This window comes from Neobacillus novalis NBRC 102450, from assembly GCF_001591805.1.
GTDB lineage: Bacteria > Bacillota > Bacilli > Bacillales > Cytobacillaceae > Neobacillus > Neobacillus novalis.
The window spans coordinates 45,248-68,840 of sequence record NZ_BCVP01000027.1; the positions used below are offsets into that span (position 1 = coordinate 45,248).

General features: G+C 46.3%; 20 protein-coding genes. 18 read left to right on the forward strand and 2 right to left on the reverse strand.

Going from position 1 to position 23,593, the window contains the following annotated elements; all coding sequences use genetic code 11:
• The first annotated feature begins 127 nt into the window (after positions 1-127).
• The 4 genes from BANVL01_RS19350 (at position 128) to BANVL01_RS19360 (ending at position 2,711) form a co-directional block, all read left to right on the forward strand.
• The gene (locus BANVL01_RS19350; protein WP_235845667.1) at positions 128-532 is read left to right on the forward strand and encodes a YwiB family protein; all 405 of its coding nucleotides are present in this window, start codon (positions 128-130) and stop codon (positions 530-532) included.
• Positions 529-2,202, forward strand: coding sequence for an arginine--tRNA ligase (argS, locus tag BANVL01_RS19355; protein ID WP_066093984.1), 1,674 nt, complete (start codon positions 529-531; stop codon positions 2,200-2,202). The genes BANVL01_RS19350 and argS overlap by 4 nt, the downstream gene beginning before the upstream one ends.
• Before the next feature lie 75 nt (positions 2,203-2,277).
• Complete coding sequence (locus BANVL01_RS27885; protein WP_218010678.1) at positions 2,278-2,436, forward strand: hypothetical protein; 159 nt, start codon at positions 2,278-2,280, stop codon at positions 2,434-2,436.
• Positions 2,437-2,531: 95 nt separating this feature from the next.
• On the forward strand, positions 2,532-2,711 hold the full coding sequence (locus BANVL01_RS19360) for an H-type small acid-soluble spore protein (protein WP_066093981.1): 180 nt from the start codon (positions 2,532-2,534) through the stop codon (positions 2,709-2,711).
• 133 nt (positions 2,712-2,844) lie between these two features.
• On the opposite strand, the gene cls is transcribed toward BANVL01_RS19360, so the two are convergent.
• Positions 2,845-4,047, reverse strand: coding sequence for a cardiolipin synthase (cls, locus tag BANVL01_RS19365; RefSeq protein WP_066093978.1), 1,203 nt, complete (start codon positions 4,045-4,047; stop codon positions 2,845-2,847).
• A gap of 195 nt (positions 4,048-4,242) precedes the next feature.
• Between cls and BANVL01_RS19370 the strand changes: the two genes are divergently transcribed.
• The 10 genes from BANVL01_RS19370 to pyrG all read left to right on the forward strand — a co-directional run bounded on the left by BANVL01_RS19370 (position 4,243) and on the right by pyrG (position 18,394).
• Positions 4,243-6,345: a (Fe-S)-binding protein gene (locus BANVL01_RS19370; protein ID WP_066093975.1), complete on the forward strand. Its 2,103-nt coding sequence runs from the start codon at positions 4,243-4,245 to the stop codon at positions 6,343-6,345.
• Positions 6,346-6,596: 251 nt separating this feature from the next.
• A complete protein-coding gene (locus BANVL01_RS19375) occupies positions 6,597-7,784 on the forward strand; it encodes an acetyl-CoA C-acetyltransferase (RefSeq protein ID WP_066093972.1) in 1,188 nt (395 codons plus the stop codon).
• A 199-nt stretch (positions 7,785-7,983) separates the two neighbouring features.
• Positions 7,984-8,835: a 3-hydroxybutyryl-CoA dehydrogenase gene (locus tag BANVL01_RS19380; RefSeq protein ID WP_066097129.1), complete on the forward strand. Its 852-nt coding sequence runs from the start codon at positions 7,984-7,986 to the stop codon at positions 8,833-8,835.
• A gap of 86 nt (positions 8,836-8,921) precedes the next feature.
• Positions 8,922-10,052 carry an acyl-CoA dehydrogenase gene (locus BANVL01_RS19385; protein WP_066097124.1) on the forward strand — a complete coding sequence of 377 codons (1,131 nt, stop codon included), beginning with the start codon at positions 8,922-8,924 and terminating at the stop codon, positions 10,050-10,052.
• A gap of 216 nt (positions 10,053-10,268) precedes the next feature.
• Complete coding sequence (locus BANVL01_RS19390; RefSeq protein ID WP_066093969.1) at positions 10,269-11,408, forward strand: acyl-CoA dehydrogenase; 1,140 nt, start codon at positions 10,269-10,271, stop codon at positions 11,406-11,408.
• A complete protein-coding gene (locus BANVL01_RS19395) occupies positions 11,408-12,061 on the forward strand; it encodes a TetR/AcrR family transcriptional regulator (RefSeq protein WP_066097121.1) in 654 nt (217 codons plus the stop codon). The genes BANVL01_RS19390 and BANVL01_RS19395 overlap by 1 nt, the downstream gene beginning before the upstream one ends.
• Before the next feature lie 159 nt (positions 12,062-12,220).
• On the forward strand, positions 12,221-15,469 hold the full coding sequence (gene icmF, locus BANVL01_RS19400) for a fused isobutyryl-CoA mutase/GTPase IcmF (protein WP_066093966.1): 3,249 nt from the start codon (positions 12,221-12,223) through the stop codon (positions 15,467-15,469).
• Positions 15,470-15,609: 140 nt separating this feature from the next.
• A complete protein-coding gene (locus BANVL01_RS19405) occupies positions 15,610-15,792 on the forward strand; it encodes a hypothetical protein (RefSeq protein ID WP_066093965.1) in 183 nt (60 codons plus the stop codon).
• Between the two features lie 203 nt (positions 15,793-15,995).
• On the forward strand, positions 15,996-16,553 hold the full coding sequence (gene rpoE, locus BANVL01_RS19410; RefSeq protein ID WP_066093963.1) for a DNA-directed RNA polymerase subunit delta: 558 nt from the start codon (positions 15,996-15,998) through the stop codon (positions 16,551-16,553).
• Between the two features lie 245 nt (positions 16,554-16,798).
• Complete coding sequence (gene pyrG, locus BANVL01_RS19415; protein ID WP_066093960.1) at positions 16,799-18,394, forward strand: CTP synthase; 1,596 nt, start codon at positions 16,799-16,801, stop codon at positions 18,392-18,394.
• A gap of 435 nt (positions 18,395-18,829) precedes the next feature.
• On the opposite strand, the gene BANVL01_RS19425 is transcribed toward pyrG, so the two are convergent.
• Complete coding sequence (locus BANVL01_RS19425) at positions 18,830-19,351, reverse strand: DUF2529 domain-containing protein (protein ID WP_066093953.1); 522 nt, start codon at positions 19,349-19,351, stop codon at positions 18,830-18,832.
• A 186-nt stretch (positions 19,352-19,537) separates the two neighbouring features.
• Here BANVL01_RS19425 and BANVL01_RS19430 point away from each other — a divergent pair, with 186 nt between their 5' ends.
• From BANVL01_RS19430 to murA, 4 genes are all read left to right on the forward strand, one after another.
• Positions 19,538-19,909: a response regulator gene (locus BANVL01_RS19430; RefSeq protein WP_024031050.1), complete on the forward strand. Its 372-nt coding sequence runs from the start codon at positions 19,538-19,540 to the stop codon at positions 19,907-19,909.
• A gap of 288 nt (positions 19,910-20,197) precedes the next feature.
• Positions 20,198-21,055, forward strand: coding sequence for a class II fructose-bisphosphate aldolase (locus tag BANVL01_RS19435; protein WP_066093948.1), 858 nt, complete (start codon positions 20,198-20,200; stop codon positions 21,053-21,055).
• Positions 21,056-21,237: 182 nt separating this feature from the next.
• Entirely contained in the window at positions 21,238-21,906 is a 669-nt protein-coding gene (gene fsa, locus BANVL01_RS19440) for a fructose-6-phosphate aldolase (RefSeq protein ID WP_066093945.1), read from the forward strand.
• 263 nt (positions 21,907-22,169) lie between these two features.
• Positions 22,170-23,456, forward strand: a complete 1,287-nt coding sequence (gene murA / locus BANVL01_RS19445) for a UDP-N-acetylglucosamine 1-carboxyvinyltransferase (RefSeq protein WP_066093942.1) — start codon at positions 22,170-22,172, stop codon at positions 23,454-23,456.
• Positions 23,457-23,593: the final 137 nt, after the last annotated feature.

A 23,593-nucleotide genomic window follows, 5' to 3' on the forward strand; every position in this document is an offset into this window, starting at 1 on the left:
ATTTGTGTGGTGGCAATGTTTATAATAGATAAGTATGCGTTGTGGCGCGGATGTTAAGGATGAATTCTAGGACGAATAAAGAGAGCTGACTCCGAGTTCCTTTTAAGAGGGAAGTGCAATACTTTTGTTGAATACAGAAATACCTGTAAAGATTAATGTGAAAACGACGATTGATGAGCAGGAAGCGTTCGAACTGGTGGTGTTTGGCCGCGCTTCTCATAAAGGAGATGCGTTTTTTCTTCAGTATGAGGAAGTGCTCGAGGAAGGGACGGTTCGCACAATTGTAAAGGTGGCAACTGAGGAAGCACTGATATTAAGGGGCGGTGCGGTGAAAATGCGCCTGCCGTTTCGTTTAAATAAAATACTGCGCGGCAGCTACGAAATGCCGTTTGGTACGTTTGAAACTACGACCTTTGCGAGAAAAATCGAGCGTACAGACGGTCATATTGAGATCCTTTATGACTTTGCGATGCAGGGCTCGCCCGGTGGTACATACCATTTAGAAATTACCTTTCAGGAGGATAAAAAATGAATATAGTGGAACAGGTTCAAAGTAAAATAAAGGAAGAAATTCGTGCGGCGGTGCTAAAGGCAGGGCTTGCGACTGAAGAGCAGATTCCTGATGTCATCCTAGAAATTCCGAAGGAAAAAGCGCATGGCGATTACTCGACGAATATGGCGATGCAGCTCGCACGGGTGGCGAAAAAGGCGCCGCGGATAATTGCCGAGGCGTTGGTAGCCAATTTTGACCGGTCGCAGGCTTCGATTGAAAAAATTGAACTGGCGGGTCCAGGGTTTATTAATTTTTACATGAATAATAGCTATTTAACCGACTTGATTCCTACAGTCTTGGAGGCTGCGGACAAGTATGGCGAAACGACGGTCGGCGGCGGCCAGAAACTTCAGGTCGAGTTCGTGTCGGCCAATCCAACGGGCGACTTGCACCTCGGACATGCCCGCGGTGCTGCGGTGGGTGATTCGCTCTGCAATATTTTAGCGAAAGCGGGCTACGATGTGTCCCGCGAATACTATATTAATGATGCCGGCAACCAGATTAATAATCTCGCATTGTCTGTCGAGGCCCGCTATTTCCAGGCGCTTGGGCTGGAAAAAGAAATGCCGGCGGATGGCTACCACGGGGCCGATATTATTGGCATCGGCAAGACGCTGGCGGAAGAGTTTGGCGATAAGTACGTTGGGGTTCCGGAAGCGGAGCGGTTTGAATTTTTCCGCGAGTACGGTTTGAGCTACGAAATGGCGAAGTTGAAGAAGGATCTAGCGGATTTCCGTGTCGGCTTTGATGTCTGGTATTCGGAAACCTCACTTTATAAAAATGGAAAAATTGACGAGGCCTTGAAGGCATTACGTGCAAGCGGCTATGTGTACGAAGAGGACGGTGCGACGTGGCTGCGTTCAACCGATTTTGGTGATGACAAGAACCGCGTGCTGATCAAGCAGGATGGTTCTTACACGTATCTGACTCCAGATATTGCTTATCATAAGGACAAACTCGGCCGCGGCTTTGAAAAGCTGATCAATATTTGGGGTGCTGACCACCACGGTTATATTCCACGGATGAAGGCGGCAATCCAGGCGCTCGGCTATGACCGCGAGGCCCTTGAGGTGGAAATCATCCAGCTTGTTCACCTTTATAAAAACGGCGAGAAGATGAAGATGAGCAAGCGGACCGGAAAAGCAGTCACGATGCGCGATTTGGTCGATGAGGTCGGCCTCGATGCGACCCGTTATTTCTTTGCAATGCGCAGCTCGGATACCCATATGGATTTTGACCTCGATTTAGCAGTGTCAGAGTCGAATGAAAATCCGGTTTACTACGCACAGTATGCCCATGCACGGATTTCGAGCATTATACGTTCGGGCGAGGAGCAAGGTTTGACGGCTGATGCGGATGTTGATTTTTCGCTAGCGGCATCTTCGGAAAAGGAAATCGACTTGTTGAAAAAGCTTGGCGAGTTCCCGTCGGCAGTCGGCGAAGCAGCGCTGAAACGCGTGCCGCACCGGATTACCAATTATATCTTTGAGTTAGCGTCGACATTCCATAGTTTTTATAATGCGGAAAAAGTGTTGGATAGCGAACAGCCGGAGCGGACAAAGGCTCGCCTTGCATTGGTGAGAGCGGTGCAAATCTCATTGAAAAATGCGCTGGCATTAATCGGCGTTTCGGCACCGGAAAAAATGTAATAAGTTGGTTGGATTTGGCCCCCTTACTTGGATAAGGGGGCTTTGTTTTTTGAAGTGGACAGTAAATGATGAAAAGTGGACAGTAAATCGGTGAAACCGGAGAGTAAAGATAGAAAAGTGGACAGTAAATTACTAAAACCGGATAGTAAATCGGCAAAACCGGACAGTAAAAGGAACAAAGTAGACAGTAAATCATCTAAACATGCCAACAGAAGGATTTTCCCGATTAGCTAGTGGATTTTTTCTCAGAAACAGCCCATGAAAACGAATATATTCCAAAAAAACACAAATATTAATAGAGAATTTTCAATGAGGAGTGAACCGAACCGATGAATATAGGAAGAGCAAAGGAGATTGCCGAATCCGCAGATATGATCAATGTGACCTATGACGGGAACCCTGTCATCATCCAGCACGTCGACGAAGCCACAAAGATGGCGCGGATCTATTCAAAGAAGGATCCAGAAAATGAGCGCGATGTTCCGGTGCTAAATCTTATTGAGGAATAATGTTAACAGAGTCCCCGACATTGGTTCGGGGACTCTATTCATTTATAAAAAATAAGAAAAGAGTCTCCGACAGCGGTTCGAGGACGCTATTCAATTTTACATATACATGGGTATCCGACAACGGTTTTCATTTTTATAAAAAATACGAAATCGCTCCAGCCAGGCCTTCCTTCACAGACCGATACAAATTCGCTTTATTGAGTTCGGCCAATGTCAATCGCTCGGCTTCAAGGATATCCTTTTCAATTACAGCCGTAACGCGGTTAATAAAAGCTGGATCGTAAAGAAAGCAATTGATTTCTTTATTTAAAAACAAACTCCGTTTATCAAAATTGGCCGTGCCGATGTCGCAGATTTTGTCATCAATCACAATCGTTTTCGCATGATAAAAACCATTTTTATATTGATAGACCAAAGCTCCAGCTGCCAGCAGCTTTCGTAAATAGCGGAACGAAGCCTCTTGGACGAGGAAATGGTCAGCGGTATAGGGTACCATAACAGTAAGGTTGACGCCGCGGCGCTGAGCTTCCGTAAGTTCTGCAAAAATCGCCGCACTTGGAATAAAATAAGGGGTGCCAATCATGATGGATTGCTCTGCTTTCTGAATCAAGCGAATAAAGCTTACTTCAAGCTGACCGGCTTCCGTTGGAATGAATTGATGGCGGACCTCACCCCTTGGCAGGTCAGGGAAATAAGCTGGCCGGTCTAATAAATTCTCACCGCTGTATTCATTCCAATCAATTAAAAACTCACTCTGCAAATAATTTACCCCTTCGCCGCTTATCTTTAAATGGTAATCGCGCCACGGACTGAGCTTTGGGTCTTCATCAATATATTCCAATCCGACATTAAAGCCGCCAAGGTACCCGATTTCGCCATCAATAATTGAAATCTTGCGGTGATTCCGAACCTGTGAGGAATAAAACGGAAAGGGAAGCTTAATCCGATTACTAAACGCAAATTGGACACCGGCATCCCGTAATCCCTTCACCGTCACCTTGTTAACCTCAAAGCTCCCAATCCGGTCAAGTAAAAGCCGAACCTCTACACCTTCCCGCGCCTTATCTTTTAAAAGTGTAAAAAATTCCTCGCCTAAACGATCATCTTTAACAATATAAAACAGCACATGGATATGTTTTTTCGCTCTATGGATTTCCGCAAAATAATCACGGAACAGCTCCTTTCCGTGTGTAAAAATCTCAAAACGGCCATGGAGGATAGCAGTTTCCCTTTGGTCTGCCAGCGAAAGATGCTTCTTTCTGCCCAGCCTAAAGTCGAGGACAAGCCATAAAATGATAAGAACGAGCAGCCCGCTCGAAATGAGTGTAAATGTCATTGGAAATCTTTCCCCCATTCGGTGTTGTTAGTCTTTCCGAGCGCGGTTATTTCTATAAGTCGAGGAAATCTTTCGAAAAATTGGTTGACTGAATGCTCATTCACCATATAATAGAATTAGGGATAAGTTCAGAAAATTAATTATTTTCGACAACTTGCAAAAATGATCAATAATGAAGAAAGGGGCGTTTTTTATATGAATGGTCTTTTATGGGTCAACCTCATTGCATTTTTAATTGTAACCGCTTACGCAATTAGTCTGTTCGTTTATGTCGTGAAAACAAGGATTGCCTTTATTAAACTTGGCAAAAAGGTCGAGTTTGACAACAATGTCAAAGAGCGGCTCCAAAAAATTTGGGTAAACGTGTTTGGGCAGAAAAAACTCCTCAAGGATAAAAAAAGCGGCGCCATCCACGTCATGTTTTTTTACGGCTTCATCCTCGTCCAATTTGGCGCGATTGATTTTATTATCAAAGGCATTAAACCAGGGGCGCACCTGCCGTTAGGGCCGCTCTATGCCGGGTTTACTTTTTTCCAAGAGATTGTCACACTGATGATCCTTGTCGCGGTCATCTGGGCATTTCATCGCCGTTATGTTGAAAAATTAGTCCGCTTAAAGCGCAATTTCAAATCTGGCCTTGTGCTCTTGTTTATCGGCGGCTTGATGGTTTCCGTTCTCGTCGGAAATGGCATGGGCATCATCTGGCACGGTGAAGATCCGTCCTGGACAGAGCCAGTCGCCTCCGTGATTTCGCTTATGTTTTCCTGGTTTGGTGAAACCGCTTCAATTGTGATTTTCTACATTGCCTGGTGGGCGCATCTATTGTTCTTATTGACTTTCTTGGTATACGTGCCGCAATCCAAGCATGCACACTTAATCGCCGGACCGGCAAACGTTTATTTTAACCGATTAGAAAAACCGGGTAAGCTGCAAAAGGTCGATTTTGAAGATGAAACACAAGAGACTTTTGGGGTTGGAAAAATTGAAGACTTTACCCAGCACCAAATGATCGATTTCTATGCCTGCGTCGAGTGCGGCCGCTGTACGAATATGTGTCCGGCAACAGGAACAGGCAAGATGCTGTCACCAATGGATTTAATCGTTAAACTTCGCGACCACTTAACAAATCATGGTGCCGCGGTTACGCAAAAGCAGCCATGGGTGCCGACCTTTGCGTTTGGAAACACAAAAGGAAATCAAATTGCCCTTGCTGCGGCAGGGCAGGGGGCCCAGGAATCAGCTGCTGCGCTTGCTTACAGTCCCAGCTTGATTGGCGACGTGATTACCGAGGAAGAAATTTGGGCGTGTACAACCTGCCGGAACTGTGAAGACCAATGCCCAGTGATGAACGAGCATGTTGATAAAATTATCGACCTCCGTCGTTATTTAGTGTTAACCGAAGGAAAAATGGATGCCGATGCCCAGCGTGCAATGACCAATATCGAGCGCCAAGGCAATCCGTGGGGCTTAAACCGCAAAGAGCGTGAAAACTGGCGTGATGTCCGTGATGATGTTCAAATTCCAACCGTGAAGGAAATGAACAAGGCCGGCGAGGAATTCGAATACCTCTTCTGGGTTGGCGCGATGGGCTCATACGACAACCGCAGCCAGAAGATTGCCTTATCGTTTGCGAAGCTAATGAACGAAGCGGGCGTGAAATTTGCCATCCTTGGCAACAAAGAGAAAAACTCTGGTGACACACCGCGCCGTCTTGGCAATGAGTTCTTGTTCCAAGAGCTGGCAACGAAAAATATCGAGGAGTTTGAAAAGGCCGAGGTCAAGAAAATTGTCACCATCGACCCGCATGCCTATAATATTTTCAAAAATGAATACCCTGACTTCGGCTTGAAGGATGTGGAAGTGTATCATCATACCGAAATTCTGTTTGAGCTTGTGAGGGATGGCCGGCTTGTTCCCACAAACAAGGTCAACGAAACCATTACCTTCCATGATTCCTGTTACTTAGGACGCTATAATGATGTCTACGATCCGCCGCGGGAAATTTTAAAAGCAATTCCTGGCGTGAAGCTCGTCGAAATGGAACGGAGCCGCGAAAAGGCGATGTGCTGCGGTGCCGGCGGCGGCTTGATGTGGATGGAGGAAGAAACCGGTCACCGCATTAACGTGAGCAGGACCGAGCAGGCATTAGAAGTCAATCCTTCGGTCATCAGTTCTGGATGCCCATACTGTTTAACGATGCTATCGGACGGAACGAAGGCGAAAGAGGTTGAAGAAACGGTTGCGACCTATGATGTCGCTGAACTCCTTGAAAAAGCAGTTTGTGGTGAAGCTTCTTAATTGTAATTTATAGTATAGCAGAGGTTGATTTGTTGCCTGAATTTCTTAAATTTTAGCAATTTTGTGTAAAACATTTCAACTTCTGCTCCTTTTTATGTAAAATAAGGTAGAAGGATAAAACGCTTACATTTTGATTGTTGTCCGCATGTTTTTTTGCTTAGTTTTCGAGCGAGCGTTCAGTCGCTGCAGATGGATGGGAGTTTTTTTTACAATAACATAAATGAATAGTGGGGAAAGGGAGCGTGTTTTGAATGGGGAGAACGGTGATTTTAAGCGGGGTAAGAACACCTTTTGGAAAATTAGGGGGAAATATAAGCAGCTTTACCGCTTCACAGCTTGGGGGCATTGCGGTTAAAGAAGCGTTGGTGCGTGCGGGCGTGAAGCCTGCGGATGTGCAGGAAGTCATCTTGGGAACCGTCTTACAAGGGGGACAGGGACAAATCCCTTCTCGTCAGGCCGCCCATCACGCTGGACTGCCTTGGGAAGTGAAAACAGAAACAATCAATAAGGTCTGCGCCTCGGGGATGCGCAGTGTCAGCTTAGCCGATCAAATCATCCGTGCCGGTGATGAAGAAGTAATTGTCGCAGGCGGGATGGAATCGATGAGCAACGCGCCGTATATTTTACCAAAAGCAAGATGGGGTTACAGAATGGGCGACGGTGCTGTTAAGGATTTAATGGTTCATGACGGTTTGACCTGCAGCTTTACCGGAGTTCACATGGGCACGTACGGCAACTCGACAGCTGAAGAAATGGACATTAGCCGCGAGGCGCAGGATGAGTGGGCATTAAGAAGCCATGTCCGGGCGATTGCTGCGATGGAGAGCGGGAAGTTTGCCGAAGAAATTGTTGCCGTAGAGGTACCGCAGCGAAAAGGGGCGCCGCTGGTTGTCGAGCACGATGAAGGACCTCGGAAGGACACTTCTTTAGAGCGGCTAGCGAAGTTAGCGCCGGTATTTAATTCGACGGGAACCATTACCGCCGGGAATGCCCCCGGGGTCAATGACGGTGCGGCCGCCCTTGTGCTCATGAGCGAAGAGCGCGCTGTAAGTGAAGGTCGAGAGGTGGAAGCCGTGATTCTCGGCCATGCTGCTGTCGCTGTTGAAGCGAAGGACTTCCCGCAAACACCAGGGCTGGTCATCAATGAACTTTTGCGTAAAACGGGCAGGAACTTGGCTGAGATTGATTTGTTTGAAATCAATGAGGCGTTCGCAGCTGTGGCCTTGGTGAGCGGAAAAATCGCCGGCCTTGACCCGGAAAAGGTCAATGTCAATGGCGGTGCGGTCGCGTTAGGGCACCCGATTGGCGCAAGCGGGGCGCGGATTATCATTACTTTGATGCACGAATTGAAGCGGCGCGGCGGCGGAATCGGTGTGGCTGCGATATGCAGCGGCGGCGGCCAGGGTGATGCTATCATGATCGAGGTTCCGCGGGCTTAAGTGTACCTGTGAATCAGGGGTTATTTTTCCAATAAATGTCTAATTAGCCAAAAGGGCATGAAAAATAGCCAAAAGGGTGAAAAAAATAGCCAAAACACCCGAAAAAATAGCCAAAACCATAAGAAAAATAGCCAAAACCATTTTTTTAAAAAAAACCGGGGCTAAACTCGAGTTTCAGCCCCTAATCGGAGGGGAACATATGAAGGTTTCAACGGTAATGGTCATCGGTGCGGGGCAAATGGGCTCGGGAATTGCCCAGGTTTGTGCTCAAGCAGGCTATCAAGTGTTATTAAATGATTTAAGACATGAGTTTGTTGAACGCGGGCTTGGGGGCATCAACAAAAATCTCACTCGTAATGTCGATAAAGGCCGGATGACAGCGGAGCAAAAGCAGGAGGTGCTGGCTAGACTAACCGCCTCAACCGACCTAAACGATGCTGCTGAAGTCGACCTTGTCATCGAGGCAGCAGTAGAAAATATGGAAATCAAAACGAAAATTTTTGCGCAGCTTGATGAAATCGCACCGACGCATGCGATTTTAGCAAGCAACACCTCGTCATTGCCGATTACTGAAATAGCCGCGGCAACGAAGCGCCCGGAAAAGGTCATCGGCATGCACTTTATGAATCCGGTGCCGGTGATGAAGCTCGTCGAAATTATCCGCGGCCTTGCAACGGCTGATGAAGTGTACCAAGTAATCGAAGACATGACGAAAACGTTGAGCAAGGTCCCGGTGGAAGTAAATGATTTCCCTGGCTTCGTTTCCAACCGCGTGCTGATGCCGATGATCAATGAAGCGATTTATACCTTGTATGAGGGTGTCGCCACGAAAGAAGCGATTGATGAAGTGATGAGGCTTGGGATGAACCACCCGATGGGGCCGTTAACGTTAGCTGATTTCATCGGCCTTGATACCTGCCTTTACATTATGGAAACGCTCCACGAAGGCTTCGGTGACGACAAATACCGTCCATGTCCGCTGCTGCGTAAATATGTGAAAGCAGGCTGGCTCGGCAAGAAAACTGGACGCGGCTTCTACACCTACGAGTAAGCGGGCGTTTGATCCCATTTTTTCAGTGAAAAGGGGTTGTAACAATGAATACTGCCACATTAGATTCTCCAAAAGGGGAGATTTACATGAAGCTTACATTTACAGCGGAACAAGAAATGATGCGGAAAATGGTGCGTGATTTTGCAGAGAGCGAAATCGCTCCATTTATAGATAACATGGAAAAAGGGGAATTCCCGCGCGAGATTCTTCGCAAAATGGGCGAGCTCGGCCTAATGGGCATTCCCGTTCCGGAAAAATACGGCGGTGTCGAGATGGACTTTACCTCGTATATCCTTGCTATAAATGAAATATCAAGGGTGAGTGCCACAATTGGTGTCATTCTTTCGGTTCATACATCAGTTTGTACGATGCCGATCCTTTATTTTGGAACGGAAGAACAGAAACAAAAATATGTGCCAAAGCTTGCTTCAGGCGAGTATTTGGGGGCGTTTTGCTTAACGGAGCCAAGTTCCGGTTCTGATGCGGCCAGCTTAAAATCCCGTGCCGTGAAGAAGGGCGACCATTATGTTATCAACGGCTCGAAGATGTTTATTACCAATGGCGGAGAGGCCGATATTTATATTGTCTTTGCTTCGACCGAGCCGAAATTAGGTACAAAGGGAATTGCTGCTTTTATTGTTGAAAAAAATACCCCCGGTCTTGTGATTGGCAAGGATGAGAAGAAGATGGGACTGCATGGCTCCCGAACGGTGCAGCTGACATTTGAGGATATGCATGTTCCAGTAGCAAACCTTCTCGGCCGTGAAAGCGATGGTTTTAAGGTCGCGATGGCAAACCTTGAGGTCGGCCGGATTGGAATTGCCGCCCAGGCCCTTGGAATTGCCGAGGCTGCACTGTCTGCCGCAACCGCCTACGCGAAAGAGCGCCAGCAATTCGGCAAGCCGATAGCCGCCCAGCAGGGAATTGGGTTTAAGCTCGCTGACATGGCCACAAATGTGGAAGCGGCCAAACTATTAATCTATCGTGCCGCAGATTTACGGGGCCGTGGCCTAAAATGCGGGATGGAAGCGTCGATGGCGAAGCTGTTTGCCGCACGTACTGCGGTAGAAGTGACAACGGAGGCCATTCAAGTATTTGGCGGCTATGGCTATACCGAGGACTATCCAGTGGAGCGCTACTTCCGCGATGCCAAGATAACGGAAATCTACGAAGGCACAAGCGAAATTCAGCGGATTGTGATTAGTAAGTATCTTTAAAAACTAACATGAGTTTCAACTCCCAACCCATGCATGGAAATGTTTTTATGTGATTAGTACACCAACATAATAAAGGCGGTGTGAGCAGAGCCCGGCTTCACCTATTCAAAGGACGAATTGTATATTTTCACTTGGACTGGTTATACCGATTCGTTTATGCGGCGCTCCGCCCCTTTTCCACGAAAAGAGCTTTTTATTTAAGAGGAGGCAACTATAATGCAGTTTAAATTATCCGAAGAACATGAAATGATTCGTAAAATGGTGCGGGATTTTGCGCGAAATGAAGTTGCACCGACGGCGGCTGAACGTGATGAAGAGGAACGCTTTGATCGTGAGATTTTTGATAAAATGGCTGAGCTTGGTTTAACAGGAATTCCTTGGCCGGAAGAGTACGGCGGTATCGGCAGCGATTACTTAGCTTACTGTATCGCTGTGGAGGAGCTATCCCGCGTCGACGCATCAACAGGCGTCCTTCTTTCCGCACACACCTCCCTTGCCGGCTGGCCAATCTACAAATTCGGCAGCGAGGAGCAAAAACAAACCTACCTCCGCCCGATGGCAGAGGGCGCAAAAATTGGCGCCTACGGCTTAACAGAACCTGGGAGCGGCTCCGATGCAGGCGGAATGAGAACGACGGCCCGCTTAGAAGGCGACCATTACGTCCTCAACGGTTCAAAAATTTTCATCACCAATGGCGGTGTGGCTGATATTTATGTCGTTTTTGCCTTAACGGATCCATCTAGCAAACAAAAAGGCACAACAGCCTTCATCGTTGAAAGTGATTTCCCAGGCTTCTCTGTCGGAAAAAAAGAAAAGAAACTCGGGATTCGTTCCTCGCCGACAACAGAAATCATTTTTGAAGATTGCAAGGTTCCAGTCGCCAACCGGCTTGGTGAAGAAGGCGACGGCTTTAAAATTGCGATGATGACGCTTGACGGCGGACGCAACGGGATTGCCGCTCAAGCCGTCGGCATTGCCCAAGGTGCCTTAGATGCGGCTGTCGATTATGCAAAAGAACGCCAGCAATTTGGCAAACCAATCGCCGCCCAACAGGGAATCAGCTTTAAGCTGGCCGATATGGCGACGGGAATCGAAGCGTCAAGATTATTAACCTATCAAGCTGCCTGGCTTGAATCAAACGGTCTGCCATATGGAAAAGAATCGGCGATGTCGAAACTATTTGCCGGCGACACGGCGATGAAGGTAACCACCGAAGCGGTTCAGGTGTTCGGCGGCTATGGCTATACGAAGGATTATCCGGTCGAAAGATTCATGCGCGATGCGAAAATCACGCAAATCTATGAGGGTACACAAGAAATTCAGCGTCTTGTTATCTCGAGAATGATCACTAAATGATGAAAAAAAGAGAAGTTCAGGCATCAGTCAAAGATGAACGTCTCGTGCAAAAGCGGCGCGATCAAATGATCAAAGGAGCCGTCACCCTTTTTAAACAAAAGGGCTTCCACCGGACAACGACGAGGGAAATTGCCAAGGCGGCCGGCTTCAGCATCGGGACGCTTTACGAATATATTCGTACAAAGGAAGACGTTCTTTATCTTGTTTGTGACAGCATTTATGACCATGTCAGCGAGCGCCTCCAGCAGGACCTCTCTTTGAAAACAGGGACGCTTGCGAGTTTGAAGCTGGGAATCGCTAATTTCTTTCAAGTAATGGATGAAATGCAGGCCGAGGTACTGGTGATGTACCAGGAAGTGAAATCACTTTCCAAGGATGCCCTTCCGTATGTGTTGAAAAAGGAAATGGAAATGGTGGCGATGTTTGAGAACCTGCTCGCCCGCTGTGTCGAAAACGGCGAACTGAAACTATCGGATAAACAGGTCGAAATCATCGCTCATAATATTTTTGTCCAGGGGCAAATGTGGGGCTTCCGCCGCTGGGCTTTACGGAAGTTATTTACGCTCGAAGAATATATTGCCTTGCAGACGGAGATTTTGTTATCGGGAATCAGCAGTGGGGTCTCGGCACCACAAGAGATTCCGCAAAAGTAACCCAGATGGCGAACGGTGAACAAGATTCATTTTTACAAAATGGGGTTTGTTTTTATAAAGGCGGGAACGAGATTCGTTTTGCAAAAAGTGGGATGAGATTCGTTTTAAAATAAAAGTGCGAACGGGAAAACGAGATTTTTTTTCAAAAGGGGGAGTACGATGGGGACTTATCAGCCAAAGCATCATATCCGCTTTGTGACGGCTTCGAGTTTGTTTGATGGCCATGATGCTTCGATTAATATTATGCGCAGGATTCTCCAGGCGAGCGGGGCTGAGGTGATTCACCTTGGGCATAACCGTTCTGTTGAGGAAGTGGTGAACGCCGCGATTCAAGAGGATGTGCAGGGGATTGCGATTTCTTCTTATCAAGGCGGGCACGTTGAATACTTTAAATATATGTACGACTTGTTAAAGGAAAAAGGGGCGCCCCATATCCGCATTTATGGCGGTGGCGGCGGGGTTATCATTCCGAGGGAGATTGCCGAGCTTCACGATTACGGGATTGCCTGGATCTTCTCGCCGGAAGACGGCCGGACGATGGGCCTTCAAGGAATGATTGACAGGATGATCGAGGAGTGCGATTTTTCAACGGTTCCGCTTGACGCGGGCGAACAAATTGAAAAGCTGCCTTCAGGCGACGTAAACGCGATTGCCAAGCTGATTACCTTAGCTGAACTTCATGTCGATCAAAGGAACGAGGCAGCGGCAACAGCTGAGCTAGTCCTGGAACAAGTGAAGTCACTTGAGAAACGAATTCCAGTGGTCGGTATTACGGGAACGGGCGGCGCGGGAAAAAGCTCGCTAACAGACGAATTGATCCGCCGCTTTATCAACGAGCTGCCGGATAAAAAAGTGGCGATTCTTTCGGTTGACCCGACGAAACAGAAAACAGGCGGCGCTTTGTTAGGTGACCGCATTCGGATGAATGCGATTTTCTCGCCGAATGTGTATATGCGCAGTCTCGCAACAAGGCATTCGAAAAGCGAGCTGTCGCTGGCGATTAAAGATGCAGTCGCGGTGACGAAAGCGGCTGGCTTTGACCTTGTCATCGTTGAAACGAGCGGGATCGGTCAGGGCGACGCGGAAATCACGGAAATTTGCGATGTTTCTTTATACGTGATGACAAGCGAATTTGGGGCGCCGTCCCAGCTTGAAAAAATTGATATGATTGACTTTGCTGATTTAATTGTGATTAATAAATTCGAGCGCAAGGGATCGGAGGATGCGTTGCGCCAGGTGCAGAAACAGTACCAGCGCAGCCATATGCTGTTTGAAAAGCCTACTTCGGAAATGCCGGTGTATGGCACGATTGCCAGTCAGTTTAATGACCCGGGCACGAATGCCTTGTTTGCGGCATTAGTGGAAAAAATCAATCAAAAAATGGCGACGGATTGGCTGACTTCTTTTTCAAAGCAGGCAAAAGTCGAAAAGCAAAATGTGATTATTCCAACCGACCGCCGCTACTATTTGCGCGAAATCTCGGAAACGGTGCGCGGTTATCATAAGAAAGCAGAAGTACAGGCGAACATTGCCCGGAAATTATTCCAGCTTGAGGGCGCTTTAGAAGCGGTTAAAGATCAGCCGGAAGTTGTGGCTGCCTTAGAGGCGGTCAAACAGGAAACCGAAGCGCTGCTGACAGCGGAGTCTCAGAAAATCCTTTCTACGTGGGCGCAAACGAAAGCAGCCTATTCAGGTGAAAAATTCGTGACGAGAATCCGCGATAAAGAGATTATCACGGTGTTAACATCAAAAAGTTTATCAGGCCTCGATATTCCGAAGGTGGCCTTGCCGCGCTATAAGGATTACGGGGAAATCCTCCGCTGGGTCTACCAGGAAAACGTGCCTGGTTCGTTCCCGTATACGGCCGGAGTATTTCCGTTCAAGCGTGAAGGGGAAGATCCAAAACGCCAGTTCGCCGGCGAAGGGACACCGGAACGGACGAACCGCCGTTTCCACTATTTATCGAAGGATGATGACGCGAAGCGCTTGAGTACGGCGTTTGACTCGGTGACATTATATGGTGAAGACCCCGATTATCGTCCCGACATTTACGGGAAGGTCGGCGAGAGCGGCGTCAGCATTTGTACGCTCGACGATATGAAAAAGCTCTATGACGGCTTTGACCTCTGCCACCCGTCGACATCGGTGTCGATGACGATTAATGGCCCTGCGCCAATTATTTTGGCAATGTTCATGAATACGGCGATTGACCAGCAGGTGCAGAAGAAGGAAGCAGAGCTTGGCCGCGTGCTCTCTGTCGAAGAATTTGCCGAAGTTCGCGCGTATACGTTGAAGACGGTCCGCGGTACGGTGCAGGCCGATATTTTAAAAGAAGACCAAGGCCAGAATACGTGTATTTTTTCAACAGAATTTGCTTTAAGGATGATGGGTGATATCCAGCAATATTTCATCGACCATCAAGTGCGCAATTATTATTCGGTTTCGATTTCCGGTTATCATATTGCCGAAGCCGGTGCCAATCCAATTTCGCAGCTGGCGTTCACGCTCTCAAATGGCTTTACCTATGTCGAGTATTACTTGAGCCGCGGGATGAACATTGATGATTTCGCGCCGAACCTGTCGTTCTTTTTCTCGAATGGTTTGGATCCGGAGTATACGGTGATTGGCCGGGTGGCGCGCCGGATTTGGGCAACGGTGATGCGCGATAAGTATGGCGCCAATGAGCGCAGTCAAAAGCTGAAATACCATGTCCAGACATCAGGGCGTTCCCTGCACGCGCAGGAAATAGATTTCAATGATATTCGCACGACTTTGCAGGCGTTGATGGCTCTCCAGGACAATTGTAATTCCCTGCACACAAATGCGTATGACGAAGCAATTACGACCCCGACTGAGGAGTCAGTGCGCCGGGCGATGGCGATTCAAATGATTATTACTAAAGAGCATGGTTTAAGTAAAAATGAAAATCCGCTTCAAGGTTCTTTCGTGGTCGAAGAGCTGACAGAACTTGTTGAGGAAGCTGTTCTTCAGGAGTTTGAACGCCTAAATGACCGCGGCGGTGTCCTCGGTTCGATGGAAACGCAGTACCAGCGCGGCAAAATCCAGGATGAGTCGATGTACTATGAAATGAAGAAACATACTGGGGAATTGCCGATTATCGGCGTCAATACGTATTTGAACCCGAATCCTCCTTCCGAGGAAGATGTGAATAATATGGAGCTTGCCCGGGCAACCCAAGAGGAGAAGGAATTGCAGATCAACAATTTGCGCGCCTTCTGGGAGGCACATGCCGGGGAGTCGGCAGATGCCTTGAAGCGCTTGAAAGAAGCAGCGGTCAGCGGCGGCAACATTTTTGCCGCATTAATGGACACCGTTCAAGTCGCAAGCCTCGGGCAAATCACCAGGGCGCTTTACGAGGTCGGCGGCCAGTATCGCCGGAATATGTAAGGAATAACTGGCAATGGCTGCTCAGGAAGCCATTGCCTTTTTGTGTAAAAGTTTTTGAACAAGAAGATATTAAATTTTTGATTTTTCTTATATAATCAAACTAACGTAAAAACTTCGAGATTACAGGCAGGTGGGGGACGATGAAGGTTAGTCATGTGATTATTGCTTTAATTATTTTTGCCTGGCCATTATACTATCTATATGAAATTCAATTAGGTGCAATCTCATTCCTGCTGCTGGCGATTTTCTTTCTTGTGATCACGATTAAAGAAACAAAAAAGTTCAAAGAAAAGAAGAATAGTAATGACAAGGAATCCGAATAGGAAATAATCAGCGGAAACAATTGCTTACACTAGCATAAACGGGAAGAATTTGTTTATAATGAAGAATATGTATTTTGATAGAAAGCGGAAAGCGCATATAGAACGGGTTGGTATATGCCCGCAGATCTCCAAGCGCTGAAACTAGCCAAAATGCCCTTAATCACTCCTAACCGAGTGTTAAATATTGAAAGGAAGTGCCAATATTGAGTTTAAAACAATACTCAAAAGAGGAATTACAAGAGTTATCCCTCATCGAAATGGCTTATGAATTTTTAAAAAATAGCAAACAGCCAATCGCCTTTAGTGATTTAGTCAGCGAGATTCAAAAAGCTTCCGATAAATCTGCTCAAGAAATTCGCAAAAGACTGGCACAATTTTATACCGATATGAATACAGACGGCCGCTTCCTCTCATTAGGAGATAATCGCTGGGGACTTTGCCTCTGGTATCCAGTTGATACCCAGGAAGAAGAAGTAGTAACCGTTGTGAAGCCGAAGAAGAAAAAGGCGAAGAAGGTTGTCGATGAAGAGGAGCTTGAGGACTTCGATGAAATCGAAGAGGAAGAGTATGACGATCTCGATGATTTTGTCGAGGAAGACGATCTCCTTGATGATGAAGAGGATCTTGATATTGACGAAGTCGACGAATTTGACGAAGATGAAGATGTCATTGAAGAGGATGAAGAATTCGAGCTTGATGAAGAAGAAGAGCTTGACGAAGACCTGGATGAAGAAGAAGAGCTTGAAGAAGAAGAAGACTGATAAGCTGCTTGACATTTTATTCTTCCCCTTGTATCATCTTGTTTGGGCTCCTTAAAAAAGGAACGAATCACTATTTAGCTAAATGCGCTCCCTTGCAATCGCGAGATGGAGCGCTTTTTATTTGGAAAAACTCCCTTTTAGCGGTGGAGTTTTTTCATTTTAACCGGTTTGGGCAGATAATTTTTATCAAAAAATTCTATAACAATCCGAATAATGTACAAACTGTAATGGAGGAGGAATATTTTATGACTAAGTATATATTTGTAACGGGCGGTGTCGTTTCGTCACTAGGAAAAGGGATTACCGCAGCCTCTTTAGGGCGCTTGTTGAAAAATCGCGGCTTGAATGTAACGATTCAAAAATTCGACCCCTACATTAACGTCGACCCGGGAACGATGAGTCCTTATCAGCACGGCGAAGTGTTCGTAACCGATGATGGTGCGGAAACGGACTTGGACTTAGGGCATTATGAACGCTTTATCGACATCAATCTGAACAAGTACAGCAACGTGACAACAGGAAAAATCTATTCAACAGTATTGCGAAAAGAGCGCCGCGGCGACTACTTGGGTGCAACGGTGCAGGTAATTCCGCATATTACCAATGAAATTAAGGATCGTTGCTTCCGGGCCGGTAAAGAAACAAATGCCGATGTCGTGATTACCGAAATCGGCGGCACCGTTGGCGACATTGAATCGCTGCCATTTTTAGAAGCAATCCGCCAAATTAAAAGTGATATCGGCCGCGATAATGTCATGTACATCCACTGTACGCTGATTCCTTACATAAAGGCAGCCGGTGAAATGAAGACGAAGCCGACCCAGCATAGTGTAAAAGAACTGCGCAGTCTCGGGATTCAGCCAAATATCATCGTTGTCCGCACGGAAATGCCTGTTCCGCAGGACATGAAGGATAAAATTGCTTTATTCTGCGATATTGATGCCAAAGCGGTGATTGAATGTCAGGACGCCGATACCCTTTATTCGATTCCACTTGCGCTCCAGGAGCAAAATATGGATCAAATCGTCTGCGAGCATTTGAAATTGGATTATCCGGTTGCTGAGATGACAGAATGGAAGGCGCTTGTCGACCGCGTTACAAACCTGTCAGGGAAAACACGCATTGGTCTTGTTGGAAAATATGTCGAGCTTCAGGATGCCTATATTTCGGTGGTTGAAGCACTGAAACATGCCGGTTATACCTTTGATGCTGATGTGGAAATTAAATGGATTAATTCTGATGAAGTGACGAGGGAGAATGTGGCGGCGTTATTGAATGACGTCGACGGAGTCCTTGTGCCGGGTGGATTTGGCGACCGCGGCATTGAAGGGAAAATCGAAGCGACCCGTTATGCCCGTGAGCAGAAGAAACCGTTTCTTGGGATTTGTTTGGGGATGCAGCTAGCGACGATTGAATTTGCGCGCAACGTGCTCGGACTTGCCGATGCGCATTCCGCTGAATTTGTCCCGTCGACTGTTCATCCAATTATTGATTTACTCCCTGAACAAAAGGATATCGAGGATTTAGGCGGCACATTGCGGTTAGGTCTCTATCCTTGCCGTTTGCTTGAAGGGACGAAGGCGTTTGCGGCCTATGAAGAAAAGGTCATTTACGAGCGCCACCGCCACCGCTATGAATTTAACAATCACTATCGTCAAGAAATGGAAGCGGCCGGCTTCATTTTTTCCGGAACAAGCCCGGACGGCCGGTTAGTCGAGATTATCGAATTGGCCGACCACCCATGGTTTGTGGCTTCACAGTTCCATCCGGAGTTCGTCTCAAGACCAACGCGGCCACAAGCACTCTTCCGCGACTTTATCAAAGCGACAATTGAAAAATAAGCGATTTGTTAGACCAGTTCCCCTTGGTAGAGGGACTGGTCTTTTTTTGGTAGGAAATGTCTAAATAGCCAAAACCCCTTGAAAAATCGACAAAAGGGGCGAAATAATAGACAAAACAATCGGATAAATCGATAAAACCCTTGGGAAAATAGACAAAACCCTTGGAAAAATAAACAAAACCCTTTCTTAGGTGGGGGACTGGCCTCTTTTTAGTCCTTCTATTTTCCAGTAAATGTCTAAATAGCCAAAACCCCTTGAAAAATAGCCATAACTCGCTGGAAAGTAGCCAAAACCCTCCAAAAAGTAGCCAAAACTATAAGAAAAATAGCCAAAACCCTCAAAAAAATAGCCAAAACATTTTTTTACCATTACCTAGGCCTGAATAAACCTAAAAAACGGCCTCTTTACGGCCGTTTTCCAAAAAAATTGTCTGCTTTACTCCTCATATTCCGCTAAAATCTCATCAATCGTAAATTTCAAGCCATAATAGACGTATAATGCAGCTATGGAAGAAGGATAACCATAGCGGTTTCCGAAATCATCCGGAAGCAGGCCTCTGGTCAGCCGCAAATCGATGTGAACGTCCGCCATTTCCGCCAAATCAGCTCCAGCAGACTCGATCACGGTGGATACCGCCACAAAAGGGATTCCCTTTTCCTGAAGCTCGGCCCCAACGGCAACAGCGTCTTCATCGGCGGAGGTCCGGGAAAAAATCAACACCCGGTCGGCATCGCTCAGCTCCGCTTCCGTTAAAAGATGGACCCCTTTAAACGGCTCCGCACCTTCCAAGGCTTCAAGCTCGACCGCCTTCATTTCCTTCGTGCCAAAAATATAGATCACTCCGTCTCCAACGGGTGCTTGCGCCAGCAAACGGGCACCGTCTTCAAATGAAAATTCCGCCTTTTCCTCGATGCGCTTAAATAAGCCGGTTAATTGAGTAGTAAACATTTTTAACATATAATATCCTCCTTTACGCACTATCATTATAGTCGTTATCCAGCAAATTCAAAAATAAAAGGATATTTCCCCAATCTGTCACAATTCAGGCAGGATTTTTCAGAACTGAAGGAGAATATCTACAAGTGTGTATCGATGTAAATAATTACAAACAGTGAATCTAATTAATCGGAAGAGGTGGAATGAATGAAGGAGAAAATTTTAATCGTTGATGATCAATTTGGTATTCGAATTTTGTTAAACGAGGTGTTCCAAAAGGAAGGATATCAAACATTTCAAGCTGCCAATGGAATCCAGGCACTGGACATTGTCAAGAAGCATGACCCGGACTTAGTTCTGCTCGATATGAAGATTCCGGGAATGGACGGAATTGAAATTTTAAAAAGAATGAAGGTCATCGACCCGGATATCCGCGTCATCATCATGACCGCCTACGGTGAATTGGATATGATTCAAGAAGCGAAGGATTTGGGAGCAATCACTCATTTTGCCAAGCCGTTTGATATTGATGATATCCGGGCAGCCGTAAGAAAACATATTCCGCAAAAGGCAAACTAACCCAATCAGGCTCCCAAGAATAGGCGATTTTTTAGCAAAGAAGTAAACCAATTTTTATAAAAAAACGGCAAATTTGAGAATCGTGATTTGAGTGCGCTTTCATTATGACAATTTCAAAAACGCCGCCTGATTAATAGCAATTCCTCCGTTGATTTGGTATGATACATATGAAATTTTACTGGCTGCCTATCATTTTATAAGCATACATATTCGGTAAAATTTAGGGAAAACCTTAATACGGAAAGCCCTTTTCGAAATGATTGCCACTTAAATTAAGGAGGAAGAAAAATGCCTTTAGTTTCAATGAAAGAAATGCTGAACAAAGCAAAGTCGGAAGGCTATGCTGTTGGGCAATTTAACATTAATAATTTAGAATTTACACAAGCGATTCTTCAAGCTGCTGTCGCAGAAAAATCACCAGTTATTCTTGGTGTTTCTGAAGGGGCAGGACGTTATATTGGCGGGTTCAAAACTGTTGTTAAAATGGTTGAAGGGTTAATGGAAGATTATAATGTCACAGTACCTGTGGCGATTCACCTTGATCACGGTTCAAGCTTCGAAAAATGTAAAGAAGCCATTGATGCCGGCTTTACCTCTGTTATGATTGATGCTTCACACCACTCATTTGAGGAAAATATTGAAATCACGTCAAAAGTGGTTGAATATGCACACGCTAAAGGTGTTTCAGTTGAAGCAGAACTTGGAACTGTTGGCGGCCAAGAGGACGATGTTGTTGCTGAGGGCGTCATCTATGCCGATCCAAAAGAATGTGAAGAGCTTGTGAAGCGCACTGGCATTGATTGCCTTGCACCTGCACTAGGTTCTGTCCATGGGCCATACAAAGGTGAACCGAAATTAGGGTTTACTGAAATGGAAGAAATCGGCAAGATTACAGGCATGCCGCTTGTGCTCCATGGTGGAACAGGAATCCCAACAAAGGATATCCAAAGATCCGTATCGCTTGGAACAGCAAAGATCAACGTAAACACTGAAAACCAAATCGCTTCTGCGAAGACGGTACGCGAAGTGTTAGCCGCTAAACCAAACGAATATGACCCACGTAAATACTTAGGCCCAGCCCGCGATGCTATTAAAGAAACCGTCATCGGCAAAATGCGCGAATTCGGCTCATCAGGCAGAGCTTAACAAGAAAAGCACGCTTCCTTTGCGCGGCGCTGGAGATAGACAACGCTAAAAGCCGGAAAGATGTCAGCATTTTTTGTTGTTTGCTCTAAATATGATAAAATGAAACCGTCCTTAACACGAGGACGGTTTCAATGTGTAAATGGAAGTCTGAAAATTTGGTCGAAAAATTGGAGGGAATAACGATGAAATTTTTTATTGATACAGCCAACTTAGTGGATATTAAAAAGGCCTATAAAATGGGCGTTTTATCTGGTGTAACAACAAACCCTTCTTTAGTTGCAAAAGAAGGTGTGAAATTCGAAGACCGCATCGAGGAAATTCTTCAAGCAGTACCTGAAGTGGAATCTGTATCTGCAGAAGTATCACCATATGCTGAAACAGCTGAACAAATGATCGCAGAAGCGGAAGAACTAATCAAAATTAATGGCGGCGATGAAAAAGTTACCATTAAAGTGCCAATGACAGTAGCGGGCTTAGAAACTACTCGCTATCTTTCAAAAAAGGGTGTTAAAGTCAATGTAACACTAATCTTCACTGTCAACCAAGCACTATTAGCTGCCCGTGCAGGTGCGGCATATGTTTCCCCATTCTTAGGACGTCTAGATGATATTTCTGAAGATGGTGTACTATTAGTAGCTAAAATTGCAGAATTAATCCGTATTCATAACTTAGATGCCCAAATCATTGCTGCATCTGTCCGCCATCCTGACCATGTAACGCGTGTAGCAATGGCAGGTGCGCACATTGCCACAATTCCTTATAAAGTCATTGAGCAGCTAACCAAGCATCCATTGACCGACAAAGGAATGGAAGGCTTCCTAAAAGACTGGAATAATCACACAAACGCTTAAGTTTCTCCATGTTTTTTCCATTTTCGCATAAATTTTTTTAATATGGATACATGAAATTCGAATTTTCGTGTAAACTAAAGAATAGACAAGCTGTCGGAATTTGCCTTTTAATGTTGGAAAAATATACCTGGAGCCTGTTTGGGTTAAGGGGTCTTTTTACAAAAGCGTAAGTGCAATCTGTTTCGTCACTGATTGCACTTACCTAAAAAGGGACCATTCCATCAACCATACATACTTGAATAAGGCTTAGAAGGGAGTCGGAAATGGAAAAACTTAAAATTGCGGGCGGATATCCGTTAAAAGGGACTGTTCGTATCAGTGGAGCAAAAAATAGTGCCGTTGCCTTAATTCCAGCGACGATTTTAGCGGAATCACCAGTGACGATTGAAGGCCTGCCGGATATCTCTGATGTTGAAATCCTCAAGGACTTGCTCGAGGAAATCGGCGGAAAGGTCGAAATTAGCGATGATGAAATGACCGTTGACCCAGCAACGATGATTTCCATGCCGCTGCCAAACGGTAAAGTGAAAAAGCTGCGCGCATCCTATTATTTAATGGGAGCGATGCTTGGCCGCTTTAAAAAGGCAGTTATCGGCCTGCCGGGCGGCTGCCATCTAGGCCCAAGACCGATTGACCAGCATATTAAGGGCTTTGAAGCACTCGGAGCCCAAATAACGAACGAGCAGGGTGCGATTTATTTGCGTGCGGACGAGCTCCGCGGCGCCCGAATTTACCTTGACGTTGTTAGTGTTGGCGCAACCATCAATATTATGCTGGCCGCGGTCAGAGCAAAAGGACGGACCATCATTGAAAATGCCGCGAAAGAGCCGGAAATCATTGATGTAGCCACACTGTTAACCAATATGGGGGCGAAAATAAAAGGGGCCGGAACCGATGTCATCCGCATCGACGGTGTTGACACCCTTCATGGCTGCCGCCACACGATTATCCCCGACCGAATTGAAGCAGGTACCTATATGATTATTGGGGCCGCTATTGGGGAAGGCGTCTTAATCGATAATGTCATCCCGCAGCACTTGGAATCCTTAATTGCCAAGCTGCGCGAGATGGGTGTGCAAATCGAATCGGGCAATGACCAAGTGTTTGTCAACGGTTCTGCAAATTTGAAAGCGGTTGATATTAAAACGCTCGTCTATCCGGGATTCCCGACAGACCTGCAGCAGCCAATTACGACGCTTCTCACAAAGGCGGCTGGCTCAAGCGTTGTCACCGACACCATTTATGGGGCAAGATTCAAGCATATTGACGAATTAAGAAGAATGAATGCGAATATTAAAGTCGAAGGGCGCTCCGCCATCATCAATGGTCCGATCCAGCTTCAAGGAGCCAAAGTGAAGGCGAGTGACCTAAGAGCGGGTGCGGCACTCGTCATTGCCGGCCTGATCGCGGAAGGGATAACCGAAGTAACCGGGCTTGAGCATATCGACCGCGGCTACAGCAATCTCGAAGAAAAATTAAATGGCCTTGGTGCAACGGTTTGGCGGGAAGCGTTAACAAAGGATGAAGTCGAGCAACTGAAAAATACGTAGAGTCGGCACCAGTCGAGCAAATTCAATCAGTCGTAGAAGATGTAAAAAAATACGTAGATAGAAAGCGATTTTTCTGCCTTTTGAAAAACGCTAATGTTCTAGTACAGAAAATCAAAGTTTTGAAGGTTGTAATAGAG